The organism is Actinomadura sp. NPDC023710, from assembly GCF_040639875.1.
GTDB classification, from domain to species: Bacteria; Actinomycetota; Actinomycetes; order Streptosporangiales; family Streptosporangiaceae; genus Spirillospora; species Spirillospora citrea.
The window spans coordinates 17,600-32,692 of the sequence record NZ_JBFAGB010000002.1 but is presented as its reverse complement, the minus strand read 5'-3'; the positions used below and the strand labels follow the sequence as shown (position 1 = coordinate 32,692).

At 69.7% G+C, this 15,093-nt stretch carries 17 protein-coding genes; 7 read left to right on the top strand and 10 right to left on the bottom strand.

Annotated features, from left to right (window positions below):
- Positions 1 to 196 precede the first annotated feature (196 nt).
- Positions 197 to 559, top strand: a complete 363-nt coding sequence (locus AB0H37_RS02220) for a metalloregulator ArsR/SmtB family transcription factor (protein ID WP_360610788.1) — start codon at positions 197 to 199, stop codon at positions 557 to 559.
- On the top strand, positions 556 to 1,056 hold the full coding sequence (locus AB0H37_RS02215) for an SRPBCC family protein (RefSeq protein WP_360610786.1): 501 nt from the start codon (positions 556 to 558) through the stop codon (positions 1,054 to 1,056). Before AB0H37_RS02220 ends, AB0H37_RS02215 begins: the two co-directional genes overlap by 4 nt.
- 179 nt (positions 1,057 to 1,235) lie before the next feature.
- Here the strand turns inward: AB0H37_RS02215 and AB0H37_RS02210 are convergent, their stop codons facing one another.
- Together AB0H37_RS02210 and AB0H37_RS02205 are read right to left on the bottom strand one after the other, a co-directional pair.
- On the bottom strand, positions 1,236 to 1,760 hold the full coding sequence (locus AB0H37_RS02210; RefSeq protein ID WP_329086812.1) for a hypothetical protein: 525 nt from the start codon (positions 1,758 to 1,760) through the stop codon (positions 1,236 to 1,238).
- A 287-nt stretch (positions 1,761 to 2,047) separates the two neighbouring features.
- A complete protein-coding gene (locus AB0H37_RS02205) occupies positions 2,048 to 2,425 on the bottom strand; it encodes a helix-turn-helix domain-containing protein (RefSeq protein WP_329086814.1) in 378 nt (125 codons plus the stop codon).
- Between the two features lie 131 nt (positions 2,426 to 2,556).
- Between AB0H37_RS02205 and AB0H37_RS02200 the strand changes: the two genes are divergently transcribed.
- A complete protein-coding gene (locus tag AB0H37_RS02200; protein WP_360610783.1) occupies positions 2,557 to 2,922 on the top strand; it encodes a DoxX family protein in 366 nt (121 codons plus the stop codon).
- A gap of 443 nt (positions 2,923 to 3,365) precedes the next feature.
- Here the strand turns inward: AB0H37_RS02200 and AB0H37_RS02195 are convergent, their stop codons facing one another.
- The gene (locus AB0H37_RS02195) at positions 3,366 to 3,860 is read right to left on the bottom strand and encodes a hypothetical protein (RefSeq protein ID WP_360610781.1); all 495 of its coding nucleotides are present in this window, start codon (positions 3,858 to 3,860) and stop codon (positions 3,366 to 3,368) included.
- Between the two features lie 326 nt (positions 3,861 to 4,186).
- On the bottom strand, positions 4,187 to 5,110 hold the full coding sequence (locus AB0H37_RS02190; RefSeq protein WP_360610779.1) for a class I SAM-dependent methyltransferase: 924 nt from the start codon (positions 5,108 to 5,110) through the stop codon (positions 4,187 to 4,189).
- A gap of 299 nt (positions 5,111 to 5,409) precedes the next feature.
- Between AB0H37_RS02190 and AB0H37_RS02185 the strand changes: the two genes are divergently transcribed.
- Complete coding sequence (locus tag AB0H37_RS02185; protein WP_360610777.1) at positions 5,410 to 6,327, top strand: hypothetical protein; 918 nt, start codon at positions 5,410 to 5,412, stop codon at positions 6,325 to 6,327.
- 154 nt (positions 6,328 to 6,481) lie between these two features.
- Here AB0H37_RS02185 and AB0H37_RS02180 read toward each other — a convergent pair whose 3' ends face one another.
- Complete coding sequence (locus AB0H37_RS02180; protein ID WP_329086828.1) at positions 6,482 to 6,862, bottom strand: nuclear transport factor 2 family protein; 381 nt, start codon at positions 6,860 to 6,862, stop codon at positions 6,482 to 6,484.
- A 111-nt stretch (positions 6,863 to 6,973) separates the two neighbouring features.
- Here AB0H37_RS02180 and AB0H37_RS02175 point away from each other — a divergent pair, with 111 nt between their 5' ends.
- Both AB0H37_RS02175 and AB0H37_RS02170 read left to right on the top strand, forming a co-directional pair.
- Positions 6,974 to 7,624 (top strand): helix-turn-helix domain-containing protein, encoded by a 651-nt coding sequence (locus tag AB0H37_RS02175; RefSeq protein ID WP_360610775.1) that lies wholly within the window; start codon positions 6,974 to 6,976, stop codon positions 7,622 to 7,624.
- 242 nt (positions 7,625 to 7,866) lie between these two features.
- The gene (locus AB0H37_RS02170) at positions 7,867 to 8,421 is read left to right on the top strand and encodes an RICIN domain-containing protein (protein WP_360610773.1); all 555 of its coding nucleotides are present in this window, start codon (positions 7,867 to 7,869) and stop codon (positions 8,419 to 8,421) included.
- 66 nt (positions 8,422 to 8,487) lie between these two features.
- Here the strand turns inward: AB0H37_RS02170 and AB0H37_RS02165 are convergent, their stop codons facing one another.
- Genes AB0H37_RS02165 through AB0H37_RS02150 form a run of 4 tightly spaced genes read right to left on the bottom strand, consistent with a single transcriptional unit; the run spans position 8,488 to position 11,336 of the window.
- Positions 8,488 to 9,369, bottom strand: coding sequence for a hypothetical protein (locus AB0H37_RS02165; protein WP_360610771.1), 882 nt, complete (start codon positions 9,367 to 9,369; stop codon positions 8,488 to 8,490).
- Positions 9,369 to 9,956, bottom strand: coding sequence for a hypothetical protein (locus AB0H37_RS02160; protein ID WP_329086834.1), 588 nt, complete (start codon positions 9,954 to 9,956; stop codon positions 9,369 to 9,371). The genes AB0H37_RS02165 and AB0H37_RS02160 overlap by 1 nt, the downstream gene beginning before the upstream one ends.
- Positions 9,953 to 11,119, bottom strand: coding sequence for a hypothetical protein (locus tag AB0H37_RS02155; protein WP_360610769.1), 1,167 nt, complete (start codon positions 11,117 to 11,119; stop codon positions 9,953 to 9,955). Before AB0H37_RS02155 ends, AB0H37_RS02160 begins: the two co-directional genes overlap by 4 nt.
- Entirely contained in the window at positions 11,106 to 11,336 is a 231-nt protein-coding gene (locus tag AB0H37_RS02150; protein ID WP_360610767.1) for a hypothetical protein, read from the bottom strand. Before AB0H37_RS02150 ends, AB0H37_RS02155 begins: the two co-directional genes overlap by 14 nt.
- A gap of 735 nt (positions 11,337 to 12,071) precedes the next feature.
- Between AB0H37_RS02150 and AB0H37_RS02145 the strand changes: the two genes are divergently transcribed.
- A complete protein-coding gene (locus tag AB0H37_RS02145; protein WP_329086840.1) occupies positions 12,072 to 13,040 on the top strand; it encodes a suppressor of fused domain protein in 969 nt (322 codons plus the stop codon).
- On the opposite strand, the gene AB0H37_RS02140 is transcribed toward AB0H37_RS02145, so the two are convergent.
- Entirely contained in the window at positions 13,037 to 14,989 is a 1,953-nt protein-coding gene (locus AB0H37_RS02140) for a SpoIIE family protein phosphatase (RefSeq protein ID WP_360610765.1), read from the bottom strand. The two genes, AB0H37_RS02145 and AB0H37_RS02140, sit on opposite strands and share 4 nt — an antisense overlap.
- Positions 14,990 to 15,093: the final 104 nt, after the last annotated feature.

Below are 15,093 nucleotides of genomic sequence, written 5' to 3'. Positions count from 1 at the left end.
TTCCGCAGGGTTGTCACTGCAGATCGGATACCGAATCCGGTCACCTCGATAATCTGCAGGGCACCTCCAGAAATGACTCGCCCGCCACGCGAAGGGGAGATCCGTTAGACGTCGGCAACGATCCGGCGGTTGTGCCTGGAGGGTGCAGGGCGGCCCGCCGTCGACGAAAGCGTAACCTATGGGTTACGCTTCTGGTGTGGACGACGTGGTGAGGGCGATCGCGGACCCGGTGCGCCGGGAGATCCTGGTCATGCTGCACGGCGGTCGGCTCACGGCAGGGCAGATCGCCGGACGCTTCGAGATCAGCAGGCCGGCCGTGAGCCGCCACCTGCGGGTGCTCCGACAGAGCGGGCTGGTACGCGACGAACTCGCCGGCAGGGAACGGCTCTATGAGATCGACCCGGGGCAGCTGACCCAGCTCGCCGTGTGGCTCGCGCAGTTCGTCCAGCCACTCGGCTGGGAGCACCGCTTCGACGCGCTGGAGACGGAGGTCCATCGGACCCGCCGCGAACGCCGTCCCCACAGCACCTCCGACGAGGCGAAGGAGAACACCGCATGAACCCTCGACCCACCGGCAAGCTGGTTCGTACCGCCACCGGAAGTGATCTCGTCCTGACCCGGACGTTCCGGGCATCCGCCGAGGACGTCTGGGCCAGCGTCACCGAGCCCGAGCGCACGGCTCGCTGGTTCGGCTCGTGGAAGGGCGACGCAGCGCCGGGCCGGACGATCAAGGTGCAGATGGCGTTCGAAGACCAGGCGCCATGGTGCGACATGCACATCGACGCTTGCGAACCCCCGTCGCGGCTGGCCCTGTCGGCGACCGACGAGTTCGGCGCCTGGCGCATCGAGTTGCTGCTGTCCGAGGCCGACGGTTCGACCCGGCTGCAGTTTGTGCAGCACCTCGACACCGAGGAGCAACTCGGCGAGATCGGTCCAGGCTGGGAGTACTACCTGGACATGCTCGTGGCCGCGCGCGACGGCTCACCCGAGCCGGACTTCGACGCCTACTTCCCCGCCATGAAGCCGTACTTCATCGACCTGGCCGCCCGAACCTGACCTGGGCCCCGGTGCGGGCCGCCTCATCGCCCGGTGCCGATCGCCGGAGGCCCCGGTGCGCTGACCGGAGTCACCCCTGAACGTTTGGTCGGGGGCGGTGAAAGAGACGAAACGGGGGACCTGGCAGTGCCAGGCCCCCCGGGAGCAAGGCCTGGTGGGTGCCAGGCCCCGTGAGTGGGTCAGTTGCCGGCGCGGACGGCGCCGACGACGACACCTGCGGCGTAGCTGCAGATGCCGATGAGGAGGTCGCCGACGGTGATGGCACCGAGGGGACCAGGGATGCCGACGACGGCGATGCCGAAGGCGGCCAGGGCGACGCATGCGACGCAGGCCGCGACCCCGCCGATGACGACGCCACCGGCGGCGCGGATGGCGATCTTCCGCGGGCTCCTGGCGAAGCCGACGAAGGCGCCCATGATGCCGCCGATGAAGCCGCAGACGGCGCCGACGACGGCGCCGACGATGGCCTTGGCGACGAGATAGCCGAGGTCACCGAACTCGAACGGGTCGATCCCGTAGCGGTGGTGGAGGTCGGCGAGGAAGACGGCGTAGTCCAGGCCCTCGATGATGCCTCCGACGACGGCGCCGAGGAGGGCGCCCACAGCGATCGAGATCAGCCGACGCCTGTTCGTCGAGATCAGCCGGCGCGTGCTCGTCGAGATCAGCCGGAGCCTCTTCGACGCGTTCAGCCGAAGCTGGTTCATGATGGTTCCCCTTTTTGGGTCGGGGTGCGCGTGCCTTGCACGGGCAACCGGGTTGTTTGTGGAGCGTTCCGTGGCTTGACCACAGTCCTTGGGTTCTACTGTGTCGTGCACAGGCGTCCCGGCAATCGATCTACCGCGCTACCTCCTCAGTGCCCCAGCGCATCGCACCATGAGGCAGCCTCCCTGACTGGCCTCGTCACCTGGTCCAGGGCTCCGGCGTAGTGGAGGTCACGACCTGACCGTCTGGTTCGAGCGGCGGTGTTGCGGAGTGGAGGCGGAGCGCCAGGTCACTGGTTTCGGGTCTGGTACGCCTCGCGGCTGGACTCGATGTGCGGGACGTGTTCGATGGCCCAACCGGCGAGGGCCAGTGCGGGAGGAAGCAGGCTCTTCCCGGTGGGGGTGAGCGCGTACTCGACCCGGGGCGGGACTTCCGCGTGCACCGTCCGGGAGACCAGGCCGTCGCGTTCGAGGTTGCGGAGCGTCAGGGTCAGCATGCGCTGCGAGATGCCCGGGATCTGCCGATGGAGGTCGGTGAAGCGCAGTTTTCCTTGGTCGAGGGTGGCGACGACCAGCAGCGTCCACTTGTTGCAGATGCGGTCGAGGATGGCGCGGATCGTTCGCCCCGCGTCCCCTCGGATCATGCAGGTGTCCTCGTACTCCGACATGACGGCCCCCTGTGGGCAACGCACACGTATGTGCCTTTTGTAAGTCCTTCAATAGTGACGCATCATGAGGCTTCATACGACTGGTAACCATCGTGGCCAGCGCTACGTCACTAGTTTCCGGGGTGTCCCTCGTGGAGATTTCCTACTGGATCGTCGCAGCCCTTCTCACCGCCTTCTACCTCTACGCCGGAGGCAAGAAGGTCGCGCAGAGCCAGGATCGGCTGCGGCCGATGATGGGGTGGGTCGACACCGTTCCGATGCCGCTCGTCCGTCTGATCGGAGCCCTGGAAGTCCTGGGTGCGGTCGGTCTCATCCTGCCGCCGCTGTCCGGGATCGCCCCGTGGGTCGCGATCGGCGCAGCGATCGGCCTCGTCCTGATCCAGGTCGGCGGCATCGCGGTCCACGTGTCCCGCGGCGAGGCCCGGCTGATCTGGCTCAACGTCGTGCTCCTGGCCACCGCCGCGGCCCTCATCTGGCTCGGCACCACGTGGCTCTGAAAGGCGAGGACGCCGCATCCAAGGACCTCTCCGCTCAAGACGCGTCTGGCCGTGGGCATCGGCCCAGTCCTGGTCCGCGGCGTAAAGGAGCGTTCCGCCTCCGCCCACGGTCCGGAAGTGCAAATCGCGGTCGAGGGCCCGGCGTGCCTCGGTCGTTGCGGGCAGGCGATAACCGGTGCCGTCGCCGAACAGGCCGTTGAGCCAGGTGAGGAAGTCTTTGACGTCCTTCGTCCACAGGCCGCCGGACGTGTTGTCCGGCGTGCGATGGTCGTCGGTGTGCACGACGAAGCGTGTCCAGCGGCGAGATCGGTCCAGGCTGGGAGTACTACCTGGACATGCTCGTGGCCGCGCGCGACGGCTCGGGAGCAGGGACGAGAACGGGGGCCTGGCGGAGCCAGGCCCCCGGGGAGCAGGACCTGGTGGTGCCAGGTCCCGCGGGTGAGTCAGTCACCGCTGCGGACGGCGCCGACGATGAGCCCCGCAGCGTAGCTGCAAGGGCCGATGAGGAAGTCGCCGGGCGAGGTGAAGCCCTGAGGGCCGACCGGACCGTGGACGGCGATGCCGAAGGCGGCCAGGACGACGAACGCGACGCAGGTGGCGCCCCCGACGATGACGATGCCAAGGGCGATGCGGACGTCCGTCTTCCGCGCGCCGAACTTCTTGGAGGCGCCGAGGAGGACGCCGATGACGCCGAAGAGCGCGCCCAAGATCGCTCCGGCGATGACCTGGGCCAGGAGGTAGTCGAGGTAGTGGAACGCGAAGGCGTCGATCTCGTGGCGGTGGTGGAGGTCGGCGATGAAGGCGAGGTAGTCCAGGCCTCCGACGACGCCTCCGACGACCGCGGCGACGAGGACGCCCACGGTGATCGAGATCAGCCGACGCGCTTTCGTTGAGATCCGCCGGAGGCCGTCCGGCGTGATCAGCTGAAGCCTGTTCATGTCGGTTTTCCTTTTTGGTCGTGGTGCGCGTGTCTGACACGTGCACCGGGGTTGTTTGTCGGGCGTTCGTGGACTCACCACAGCCCTCGGGTCCTACCGTGCCGAATGCGGCCCTCCTGGCAAACGATCGGCTGTGCCGTCCGCCTCCCCAGAGCCGCTGTCAGGTGGTCCGCCCGCGTCGATGACCGCAGGACGCGGTCCAGCGCCGAGCCCCACCGGGGACGAACTGTCGCTCGCGCAGGAGATGAGGTCCGTGTTCGCGGCCGAGTGCCTCGAAATGGTGGAGCACTCGCGGACGGGGGTGGAGGCCGCCGGCGAGGACGCCGTCATGCAGGACGTCCTCGCTCAGTGGCGGGGTTTCCAGTGCCCCGAAGGGGTGAACGGCGCCTTTTCGCAGGAGCTTCTCGGGTAGACGCTCCGCCCTTCTGCGCGGCCGACCGGCAGGAGCGACGGCGGGCTTCGACAATCCAGGCACGCGAGTCGAAGTACACACCGCTGTCGGTGCTGTGGGCGTCGAGAGCGGCGCGTAGTCGCGTGCGTGCCCGCTCGACCGTCGCCGCGTCGAGGCCGGCGAGCCGGTTCTCGTCCCAGAGGCGGGTCACGTTGTCGAACGCGGCGGCGCTGTCCGGGCCGTAGTAGACGGGTTCGTCGACCTCGGTGAAGCCGGTGTCCGTGAAGCCCGCCGCTGTCAGGACCCCTTCGGTGAAGCCCGCCGCTGTCAGGACCCCTTCGGTGAAGGCCGGGTCAGCGAGCGAGAAAGGGTCTGGGCCGGGGGCGGGGGAGTCCGAACCGGGATCCCGGGGCCGGCTGATCACGGAGTCCCATTCGTTGCGGTCGCGTCCCTGCCAGACCAGCAGCACCAGACGCGCCGCGGGGCGCAGAGCAAGCCCGATGTTGGTGAACGCGGCGACCGGGTCGGCGAAGAACATCGTGCCGAACCTGCTGATGCAGACGTCGAAACGCGCCGGCGGGAAGCGGTGGACCTGGGCGTCGGCCTGCTCGTAGGTCACGTTGGACAGCCCCTGGTCGCGACTCAGCCGGCGGGCCCGTTCGAGCATCTGTGCGGACCGGTCGACGCCCACCGCGGTTCCCTCGACGGCGGCGCGGGCGGCCTCGCGCGTGGTCTGGCCGGCGCCGCAGCCGATGTCGAGCACGCGGTCGCGGGGGCCGACGCCGGCGGCGGCGCGGAAGATCTCGTTGTGCCGACGCAGTTCCGCGTCGTAGTCGAACAGGCGGGAGTGGTCGGCCATGGTCGGCGGTTCCTCTCGTGCGGTCGCCTCCGGTGTGCCGGACAGTACCGGGAAGAGCACGTCCCCACAGGAGCCCCGGCGGCCGCGTCCTGCTCGACCAGCGCACGCGTGGCGGTTTCGAAGGGCACGCTGTGAACGGGGGATATGTGCGGCCGGGGCCGCCGGGAAAAGGTTCTCACTCGGCATCGGGCCCGTTGGTTCGCTGTTTCTTCTCCGACTTCCCTGGCACGGTCCTGATGCTGCTCGTCTTTCTGCCGAGTAAGCGGACAAGTGATCATCGGGCCTCTATAGTGTGCCGGATGACCCCCACTCTGAAGGCGCGAAAGGCCGTCGCCGTACTGGCGGCGGCTTTCGTATGTGTGCCACTGGCTGCGGAGAGTTCCTCGGCGGACGACACATTCCCCTCGCAGGACGCCTGTGCGGTGACGAACAACAACACCCCCTCCGGCGACTGCGGTCCCTTCGTCCAGCTCTACGCGGAGAACTTCAACGGCGGCGACGTGCCCGTGGGCGCGTTCAAGACGTGCGCCGGTGACGGAGACTTCCGCTGCGCCGGACTGAAGACCGGCTACTCCCACTACTACGACACGCTGGGCGCGTACCCCTCGGGCTGGCCGGACACCGCGACGAGCGGGGCCGACGGGAACGGCGGCCGGACGTTCGGCGGGTACTACCGGCCGGAGAAGGCCGTGAGCGTGTACACGGCGTCCAACGGGGACGGCCAGATGCGGGTGCACATGACCTCCGACGGTTCCGTCAACTCCGTGGCCGCCGTGGTTCCCCGGAAGTGCATGAACCTGCGGTACGGGAAGTTCACCGAACGGTTCGTCGTCCGCACCCGCACCCCCGGCTTCAAGATGGCCCACCTGCGCTACACGCCGAACGAGGTGGACTATCCGGAGGCGGGCGGGAACTTCTCCACCGACCCCGTGAGCGTCTTCACGCACGGCTTCAAGGAGTCCAACGCCGACGTGGCGCCCGGCACCGCATGGACCTCGTGGCACACCTACTCGACGGAGATCGTGCCGGGCTCGCTGCGGTTCTACCTGGACGGCAAGCTGGTCAAAACCGTCAACGCCGACTTCCCCGAGGCGGCCGACTGGGTCCTTCAGAACGAGAGCGCGCTCGCCGGCGCCTACGCGGCGGCCGGGGCGTCGGTGACCATCGACACCACGTGGCTCACCTGCTACAAGTACGTGGCTCCCACGTCCCACTGATCTGCACCCGCCCGGGTGGATCATCCGGGTACGGCGAACGACCAGAAGATCGCGGCCGCGGATGGTCTCGCGACGCGTGTGAACGTGGAGGGGTCGGTGCTTTCGCCTTGGCGGCCCCGGCGGTCCCGGATGGAGCCCGGCCCCTCCCGCACGACTAGGTGAGCAGGTCCTCGGGGCTTGCCGAGGTCGGGAAGCCCGTGCTGGCGCCCCACATCTCGGCGAACCGGCCGTCCTCGATGCGGAAGATCTCGAACAGTTCGGGCGGTGCGGCGTCGTCCGGGAGGGCGAGTCCCTCGACGGTCGAGCGGACGGCGGCCCTGTCGCCGTCGACCAGGACGTCCCTGGCGACGACGCGCATGTCCGGGAACCGGGCGACGAGCACGCGCCAGGCCGCCTGGCCGGCCTCGAAGCCGGCGCCGAGGGGGTGGCTGAAGAAGTCGGGCGTGTGCAGAGCGGCGGCATCGTCGAAGCGTCTGGTGTTGAAGCATTCCTGCATCTGCCGAACCAGGGCGCCTGCGTCCTCGCGTGCGGTCATCCGCGCGTCTCCTCGTGGCCGGTCATGATGAGCGGCGCCGGCCTAACCGGTGCGCCGCCCCGGTTAGGGCCAGACTATCCGGTGCGGCGCCCCGGTTACACTCGGATCGACATGTCCAGCCGGCCACCTGATCCCGAGCCCTCGACGGCTCCCCGGCGCGACCGGGAGCTCCGGGCCGACGCGCGCCGCAATCGCGAGCGGGTCCTGCGGACCGCTCGGCGACTGTTCGCGGCGGAAGGTCTGGGCGTCTCGCTCGACGAGATCGCCCGCCGCGCCGGCGTCGGCCCCGGCACCGTCCACCGGCACTTCCCGGCCAAGGAGGATCTGTACCTCGCCGTCGCGACCGACATGCTGGAAGGACTCATAGCGGAGGCGGAGGCGCTCGCCGCCGGCGGCGACCCCGAGGCGGTCTTCACGCTGCTGGCCCGGATGATGGCCACCGGCGCCGAGAACGTGGCCGTCAAGAGCGCGCTCGCGGCGGCCGAGTTCGACCTGCGCACCACCGCCCCGGACGTCGCGGCGAATCTCACCCGCCATGTCGCGGACCTGCTCGACCGCGCGCACGCAGCCGGAGCAGTGCGCGACGACGTCACCGCCGACGACGTGATGGCCCTGGTCGCCGGCGCCTTCGCCGCCATCCGCCACGCCGCCGCAGAGACCAGCCCCGACCGCGCGGCCCACATCGCCCGACTCATCCTGGACGGCCTGCGCCCCCAGCGGACGACGCCGGCACCCGAGCACCGGGGAGCCTCGCCCGGCTGACGGCGAGTTCCCTTTCCAGGCCAGAACCAGCGACCCGGTCAACGCCGCGTCCGCCAGGTATCCACCTGCCAGGCCGCCTTTCCCACCGACCGTCACCTCGTCGACGTGCCCCGGACACGGTCAGCAGTGCCCACCCCCGATCCCTGAGGGAGGGAGTGGCCGACTCCGGACGGTGAACGGACAGGAACGCCACGCGTTTGGACAATGGTCGTAGCCGTATCCGATCGCTTCCTGGGGGCGCAATGGTTGCCGTTCGATCGTCGCGCGTCGTTGCCCGTTTCCTGGCTCCGTTAGCGGCCGCTCCGCTGATCGCGGGGGCTGTTGCGGGGCCCGCTCACGCGGCGCCGTTCCTGATCGGCGCCAGGTTCGTCGCACCGTCCCAGTACAACCCGCACCGCTGCATAGAGGCCGACCTGTGGACGGTCAACAACGCGGCGACGGCGACCCAGATGTGGGAGTGCGCCCGCGCGGGGTCGACGTTCGAGACGCGTTACTGGAACAACGGTACTGTCCGGATCTCGAGCATCTTCGGGACACCGACTCGGTGTATGGACGTCCCGACTTGGGCGGGCAACGGCTATGTGGTCGACTTGCGGGATTGCAACGGCAGCCCGAATCAGGAGTGGACGATCCGAGGGAACTACCCGTATCGGATCGTGCACGTGGCGAGTGAGCGGTGCCTGGAAGCGCAGTTCAGCACCATCAACACAGACGGTGGTCGGGTCCAGGTCTGGGACTGCAACGGTGCGCAGCATCAGGCATGGAACCTGACCCTGGTCGCGACCCCCGTGCATTAGGCCGTCCGAGACCGGCTGGCGGAATAGGACTCCATAGACCCCTCGTAAAGGTGTTGGGCGGGCGCCCTAGATGTCCTTCTGCGTGCTGCTGAGGTCGGTGCAGCGGAAGGCGCTTTCATAGGCCGGACGTTCGTGGGCCAGTTCCGACCAGTCTTCGGGCTCCTCGGCGAACGCGAAGGATTCGGCGTCCGTGAGGTTCCAGATTTCCGCCTCGACCCAGCCCAGGTGGCGGTACTTGCGCGGCGCCAGACATTGGGAACCGAAGTCCCAGCCCACCGCTGAGACGGCCTCTCCTGAGTACATCTCCCGCGCCCGCTGGACGTAGTGGGCGCGGGTGATCGTCTCCGGGTGGAGGAACGACAGGTCGAAGCCGTTGTCGCCCAGGCCGAACGCGGCCAGGCCGTAGAGGAAGGTGGTCTCGATGCCGCGCGCGGAGCAGAAGCTCGCGATCCTTGTGGCGCCGATGAGCGTCCCGGCATAGGAGACGATGAAGGCGCGCTGGACCGAGTGCGTCTCCAGGTAGCGGCTCAGCGCCGCCACGATCGTCGCGCCGGACGCGATCGTGTCGCCGATGATCAGCGTCCCGGCGGGTGCCTCGAAGCACGCGTACGGCACCTCGATCCGAGCGGTGCCCTGGGACACCGCGGCACGAGAGGTGGCGATCAGGTTGGCGGGCAGGTTCCGGCCGGTCTCCGCCGCCATCGCCGCAGCGAGTTGGTAGACCAGGCCCTTGCTGAGGATCATCAGTTCGGCGGTGTCGTCCGGAGGTAACTCGTCCGCCAGGTGGGCGATGAAATGCCGGCTGCAGCGAAGGCAGGCGCGGCGGAACTCGACCCCGGTCAGATTGCGGTCGAAGAGCAGGTCTTCGAGGGCGGCATTGTGCACGATGTGGATGTGCGGGCCGGGGGCCCCGATGGGCTCGGCGACGCTGTCTCCCGAATCGGCCATCACCTCGCCGGCTCCCCGCGCAGCCGCTCCAGGGCCTGCAACATCGGCGGGTCGCCTGGCAGGACGTTGTGCCGGTACTCCGTTATCGCATCGTCCAGCCAGTCGGGCATGTGGTGCGCTTCGGCGGCCTTCTCCGGCGCGAGCCGCGGGAGCAGCTCTCCCGCCGAAAGGAAGTCGTCGGCGACCGCGGTGGCCAGCGCGGCGACGTGGGGATGGACGTAGTCGTGGACCAGGACGCCGCGGTACTCCAGTTCGTCGGCCCGGTACTTGGAGTTCCGCGGTGCCACCACGATGATCGGCGTGCCGAGGAGGGCGGCGGCCGACATCTCCACGCCGATGCCGATCCCGCGCCTCTCCCGGGCGTCCACGATGACCGCCGTGGCGACCATGACCTGGTACATGTCGCGGCCGAACTGACCGAGCGTGTTGCCCGGATCGGTGATCGGGTCATCGGGGTTCAGGAACACCACCTCCGCAGGAGCCGCACCCTTGGCGACCTCCAGCCGCTCCACGTCCGACCAGCAGAGCTTCTTCTCGTCCGAGGGCCCCTTGGCGATGGAGCCGGAGCAGTACACGGAGATGGTCATGGGTTCTCTTCCTTGGGTCGGCGATCGGTCATCGCGTCGGCCACCGCGAGGACGTTCGACCTGGCTTCGGCATAGGTGCCGGCGGGCCGGAACCCGGAGGATCTCCGGGCTCTCATCGCGGCGGTCCGCAGCGTGTGGTTGGGGCGCTCGTCATAGGCGTGCTCGACGATCAGGCCGAACTCGGGCAGCGATCTCAGCCGCAGGAGTTCGTCCCAGTGGGCGGTGCGGTGCACGAATTCGCGGGTTCTCAGCCAGTGGAGGACTGTGTCCAGCCGGCGTGCCGACAGCAGGCGGCCGTCCATGCCGGTGAGCCCGCAGGTCAGATCGCCGGTGGGGAGGTCGACCAGGACGGCGGCGTCCATGTCGAGGAGGTAGCTCCGGAGATAGGCGCGGGAGAGGAAGAAGGCGAGCGCGGTTCTCTCCGCTGGGGTTGGACGGGTCGGCAAGGTCCGCTCTACGAAGCGCGCGATGAACGCCTGGCCGTCCAACCGCTCCGGGGTCCTCTCCAGCAGCCTTTCGGCGCGTCCGTAGGGGCGGCGCCACCGGTGGGCGGTCTCGCGCACGATGCCGTGCAGGTCACCGCCGGGTTGGAGCGCGTCGCGCCACAGATCGCCGATTCCGGCGGCGGTCGCTCTCCCGTGGCGCGGGGCCCACATGAAGTCGGGGTCGACGCAAGTTCGCGGTAGTTCGGCGTGGTGATAGGGGTTGAGCGGGTCCCGCCGGTACTCGTGGACCTTCATCTCCCGGTAGTCGGTGAGGTCGGGGACGGGAGAGATGTACCGGATAGCTCCCGCGTGCATCAGCGGTTCAAGGCAGCCGAGGAAGATCCGGTACCACGGGATCTCGAAGATGTAGGAGGCCGGGATGAGGAGATGCCGCTCGGTGAGCAGGAGCGCCAGCCGTGTGGCGTCCAGTGCCTGGGCCAGGATGAGGCCTGCGTGCTCCCCGCCGGCCTGAGTCCCGTAACACGCCAGGATCTCGGGGTTCGTGTACTGGACGAAGAGAGACCGGTCCCGCCGGTAGGCGGACCTGCCGTCGCCGACGCCTTGTGCGGTTCCGCCTGACATCGCTGTGACGTAGATGTCGCGTGCCGCTACGAAGGCGTCCCGCCTGGCCCACACGTCCTGGGCGGGCGCTGGACGTTCCAGCTCATCGCCCATCATCGTCCCAAGGCTCCATGGGCATCGATATGTGCTGGTCCCTGCCCGCGATGAAGGCGTTCCGGTCGACCCTGATGTTCTGCACGACGTGGCCGGCGTCCGCGACCGACCGCCGAACCTGGGTGACGAACTCCTGGAGCTCGGCGGACGCCTCGGCGTGCTCGACCAGGAAGACCGCCAGCAGCTCCGTCCACCGCGCCTGCTCGGCCTCCAGGGTCACCCGTTCGGGTGGGGGCCGCCTTGTGAGCCTGCTCGCGGACTCTTCCAGTTCTCTGGCGAGTTCTTCCTCGGCGGCCGGTTGCGCCGCGGCCGACGATCCGCAGGATGCGCGCTCTGAAGGTGGCCCACACGTCGGTGGTCATGGCCTCCACCAGGGCTGCCCCCGCCGCGCCGGCGAGCCCTGCCAGCGCGGGGTCCATGGTGCCCACACCCTTCTTGTCGGCCGCGTTCGACGTCCTTGGTCAGGTTCATTATGAGAGGGCAATCGTGGTTCTTCCAGGGGCGGCGCGCAATTTTTGAATGTCGCGCAGAGGGAGGAACACCCGATATTTCGGACGCGAGGTGAATGTGTTCCGGGTGCACCTCGGTCGTCCGTAACTCGAACGTCGTCCGCTCCCCGGAGGTCATAGCTGCGGGAATGGTTGATATCAACCCGGTCGTCCTTCGTGCTGCTGTCCGAAATACTGCGCCCGTATGGGTATGTGAAAGATCTCTGAGAGACGCACATCACTTTGTGAAATTCTCAGAAAATCGGGCGGTTCACATTATTGTCACGGACATTCTTTGCGTGGTTGATTTTCAACTGAAACAATCTGCGCGCCGCCTGGTAACGGTGTGGCGCTGGAGGAGCGGTCCGCCGTGGTGGCGTCCGGTCGGGAGCGCGGGCGGCCGACGTGAACCTTGATCGCGTTGGGTGCGTCGGTACGGGGGACGCTGGGTCGACGGAGGGAACGGGATGCTCAATCTGGACGGGTGGAACGCGATCGACGGGGTGCTCAAGGCGCACTACGGGGACGCGGAGCGGTTGGAGTGGGACGCGCCCGTGCCGTACCGGCCGGCGGGTCCGATGCCGATGGGCCGGTTCGTCACCAACACGATCGCGATCTATCCGCGGGACGAGCCCGTGCCGCACTGGCATCTCGTCGGGTACGCGCTGACGGCGCCGTACGAGGAGCGCGGGTACGAGTTCACGCTGCGGGTGCCGCGGCGGCCGGAGGAGACGGCGGCGCCGAACTGGGCGCTGGCGCACCTGGAGCACCTGGCGTCGTACGTGGTGAAGAGCGGCAACGACTTCGAGGTTGGGCACTACATCGAGTTCCCCGACCCGCTCGACCCCGAGCGCCCGGACTCGGACGTCCGGGCCGGGGGGCTGGTGCTGGACCCGGAGCTCGGACGGGCGCGGACGGAGCTGGGGGAGATCGCGTTCCTGCAGTTCGTCGGCCTCACCACCGACGAGCTGCACGCGGCGCAGTCGTGGCATGTGGACGGACTCGTCGAGGCGATGGCCCCGCACCTGCCGCTGCTGGTCACCGACCTCGGCCGGATGTCGCTGGCGGACCTGCCCGATGTCGCGTGGACGGTCCGCGAGGGCTCGGCGCGGGAGGGCGCCGGGACCGGGTTCCTGTTCTTCCAGCGGCTGGCCGCCGACACCTCGGACGGTGTCACGCTGGAGATCGGCGTCCAGCACGTCTCGCAGTTCACCAAGGTGCTGCCGGCCCGGGTGCCGCACGGGAACCCGCTGATCCTGCGCGGTCCCGGGGAGCCCGTCGTGCTGCTCCCGGGGCGGGAGTTCCGCCACACCCGCAACGGCGAGGCGCTGGAGATCACGCTGCCGGACGGGGTGACCCGCGCCGTCGCCGAGGCCGTCCGACCGCGGCCGGGGACGTACCGGATCGGGCCCCTGACGGTGAACGTGGTCGCCTAGCCGGGTTCGTTCGTCGTGTGGGGGAGGGCGACCACGGCCATGACGTGCTGTGCGGGGCTGCCCGGCGGGGCGTAGAGGAGGAACGGGCGGCCCGGGGAGTCGGTGCGGGTCTCGGCCTCGTAGAGGACGGCGACGCCGGCGCTGGACAGGTGGGTGACGCCGGTCAGGTCGACGGTGAGGGGCGTGGTGCCGCCGCGGGTGCGGACCACGAGCTCCTCGCGCAGCTGCTCGGCGGTGGCGGCGTCGACCGGGCCGTCCAGGCGGATCCGCGGGCGCCCGTCCGAGGGCTGGTCCAGGATCAGCAGCAGGTTCGGCAGGTCCGAGGGGGCCGGTGACGGCGTGACCTCGCCGGGGCTGAGCAGCCGCGCGGGACGGGTCAGCCGGTGCCGGACGGTCGCCGTCGTCCCGCGCGAGCCCGTCTCGACGTGCAGGTCGTCGGCGAAGTCGCTCGCCATGGCCAGGCCGCGGCCGCGGTCCTCGGTGGGCTGCCAGGGCTCGCGCCAGTGGCCGTCGTCGGCGACCTCGATCTCGACGGCGCCGCGCCCGGTGCACTCGGCCCGGATCCGGACGGCGCCGGGCGTGCCGTCGTAGGCGTGCTCCACCGCGTTGGTGACGAGCTCCCCGATCGCGTGCCGCAGGAGTATCACGTCCTCGGCGCGGGAGCCGAGGTCGTACAGCCATTCGTCGAGGGCCTTGCGGGCGGCGGGGATCGCCTCCGACTCGGCCGGCAGGTCCAGCAGCAGCGGCGCGTGCGGTGCGGTCCGCTGCGCGGCCAGCAGCGCGATGTCGTCGTCGTGCCCGGACGTCCTGACCAGCAGTTCCAGCGTCTGCGTGGTGAGGCGGTCGACGGCGGCGAGCCAGTCCTCGCGCAGCGCCCGGCCGGCGGCGACGTCCGCGGCGACCTCCGCCAGCTCGACGGTTCCGGCCGCGACCTCCAGGCCGGGCCGCCGCAGGATGCCGTCGCTGTACAGCAGGAGCTGGTCGCCGACGGCGAGGTGATCCACGGCGAGCGGGAAGCGGGTCCCGGTGCCGAGCGGCCCCCCGCCGGACGAGCGCAGGTAGCGGGCGGGGCCCGCGGACGGGATCAGCAGCGGCGGCGGATGCCCGGCCGTGCAGTACGTGAGCCGCCCGTCCGCCGGGTCCACGGCGGCGACGCACAGGGTCGCCGCCCGTGCGGCGGGGAGCCGTTCCGCCAGCCGGTCGGCGGCGGCGAGCGCCTCGGTGATGTCGCCGGTGTGGTCGAGCCGGTCCTCCAGGACGGCGCGGATCCGTCCCATCGCCGCCGACGCCTCGACGCCGTGTCCGGCCACGTCCCCGACCACGAGGGCCGTCCGGCCGTCCGGGAGGGGGACGGCGTCGAACCAGTCGCCGCCCGCGGCGGAACCACCGCCTGCGGGCAGGTAGCTCCCGCCGATCTGCAGGCCCGGCAGGATCGGCAGGCCCGCGGGCAGCAGCTGCCGCTGCAGGACCCCGACGATGTCCCCGGGCTCGGCCGGGCCGTCCTCGGCGGCCCGGCGCGCCGCCTGCCGCTCCCGCACCCGCTCCGTGACGTCCTGGGCGAACGCCACGAGCCGGACGACCTCGCCGCTCGCGGACTTCTGCGGGACGACCGTGCAGTCGATGTAGACGTCCTCATCGGGCCCGGTCTCGCGGGGAAGCTGGATCCGCCACTCGCGCGCCGTCACCGTCTCTCCCGTGCGGAACGGGCGGTCGAGCAGGTCGATCAGCTGCTTGGCGGCGAACTCGGGGAACAGTTCGGAAGCGGAGCGGCCGAGCACCTCGTCCCGCTCCACCAGCGCGCGGTAGGCGGCGTTCACCGCGACCAGGCGGTACTCGCCGGGGCTCTCGACCCCGGCGACCGCGGCCGGGATCGCCTCGAACACCTGCCGGACGGTCCGGGCGTCGCCGGTGAGCCTGTCCATGTCCTCGTCGCGTGCGGACTCTTGCATCAACCCTCCGGATGGTCACCTCCGTGCGTCCCTTTGTTTCCGACTCATCCGGGTTAACACCTTGTGACGCACTCGTTGCGCAAGCATCCGGTACCCGCTTGCGT

Excerpts from the sequence above, each read along its gene's own strand:
- AB0H37_RS02215 (WP_360610786.1), top strand. The coding sequence starts at position 556 with ATGAACCCTCGACCCACCGGCAAGCTGGTTCGTACCGCCACCGGAAGT.
- AB0H37_RS02210 (WP_329086812.1), bottom strand. The coding sequence starts at position 1,760 with ATGAACCAGCTTCGGCTGAACGCGTCGAAGAGGCTCCGGCTGATCTCG.
- AB0H37_RS02205 (WP_329086814.1), bottom strand. The coding sequence starts at position 2,425 with ATGTCGGAGTACGAGGACACCTGCATGATCCGAGGGGACGCGGGGCGA.
- AB0H37_RS02195 (WP_360610781.1), bottom strand. The coding sequence starts at position 3,860 with ATGAACAGGCTTCAGCTGATCACGCCGGACGGCCTCCGGCGGATCTCA.
- AB0H37_RS02190 (WP_360610779.1), bottom strand. The coding sequence starts at position 5,110 with ATGGCCGACCACTCCCGCCTGTTCGACTACGACGCGGAACTGCGTCGG.
- AB0H37_RS02185 (WP_360610777.1), top strand. The coding sequence starts at position 5,410 with ATGACCCCCACTCTGAAGGCGCGAAAGGCCGTCGCCGTACTGGCGGCG.
- AB0H37_RS02180 (WP_329086828.1), bottom strand. The coding sequence starts at position 6,862 with ATGACCGCACGCGAGGACGCAGGCGCCCTGGTTCGGCAGATGCAGGAA.
- AB0H37_RS02175 (WP_360610775.1), top strand. The coding sequence starts at position 6,974 with ATGTCCAGCCGGCCACCTGATCCCGAGCCCTCGACGGCTCCCCGGCGC.
- AB0H37_RS02170 (WP_360610773.1), top strand. The coding sequence starts at position 7,867 with ATGGTTGCCGTTCGATCGTCGCGCGTCGTTGCCCGTTTCCTGGCTCCG.
- AB0H37_RS02165 (WP_360610771.1), bottom strand. The coding sequence starts at position 9,369 with ATGGCCGATTCGGGAGACAGCGTCGCCGAGCCCATCGGGGCCCCCGGC.
- AB0H37_RS02160 (WP_329086834.1), bottom strand. The coding sequence starts at position 9,956 with ATGACCATCTCCGTGTACTGCTCCGGCTCCATCGCCAAGGGGCCCTCG.
- AB0H37_RS02155 (WP_360610769.1), bottom strand. The coding sequence starts at position 11,119 with ATGATGGGCGATGAGCTGGAACGTCCAGCGCCCGCCCAGGACGTGTGG.
- AB0H37_RS02145 (WP_329086840.1), top strand. The coding sequence starts at position 12,072 with ATGCTCAATCTGGACGGGTGGAACGCGATCGACGGGGTGCTCAAGGCG.
- AB0H37_RS02140 (WP_360610765.1), bottom strand. The coding sequence starts at position 14,989 with ATGCAAGAGTCCGCACGCGACGAGGACATGGACAGGCTCACCGGCGAC.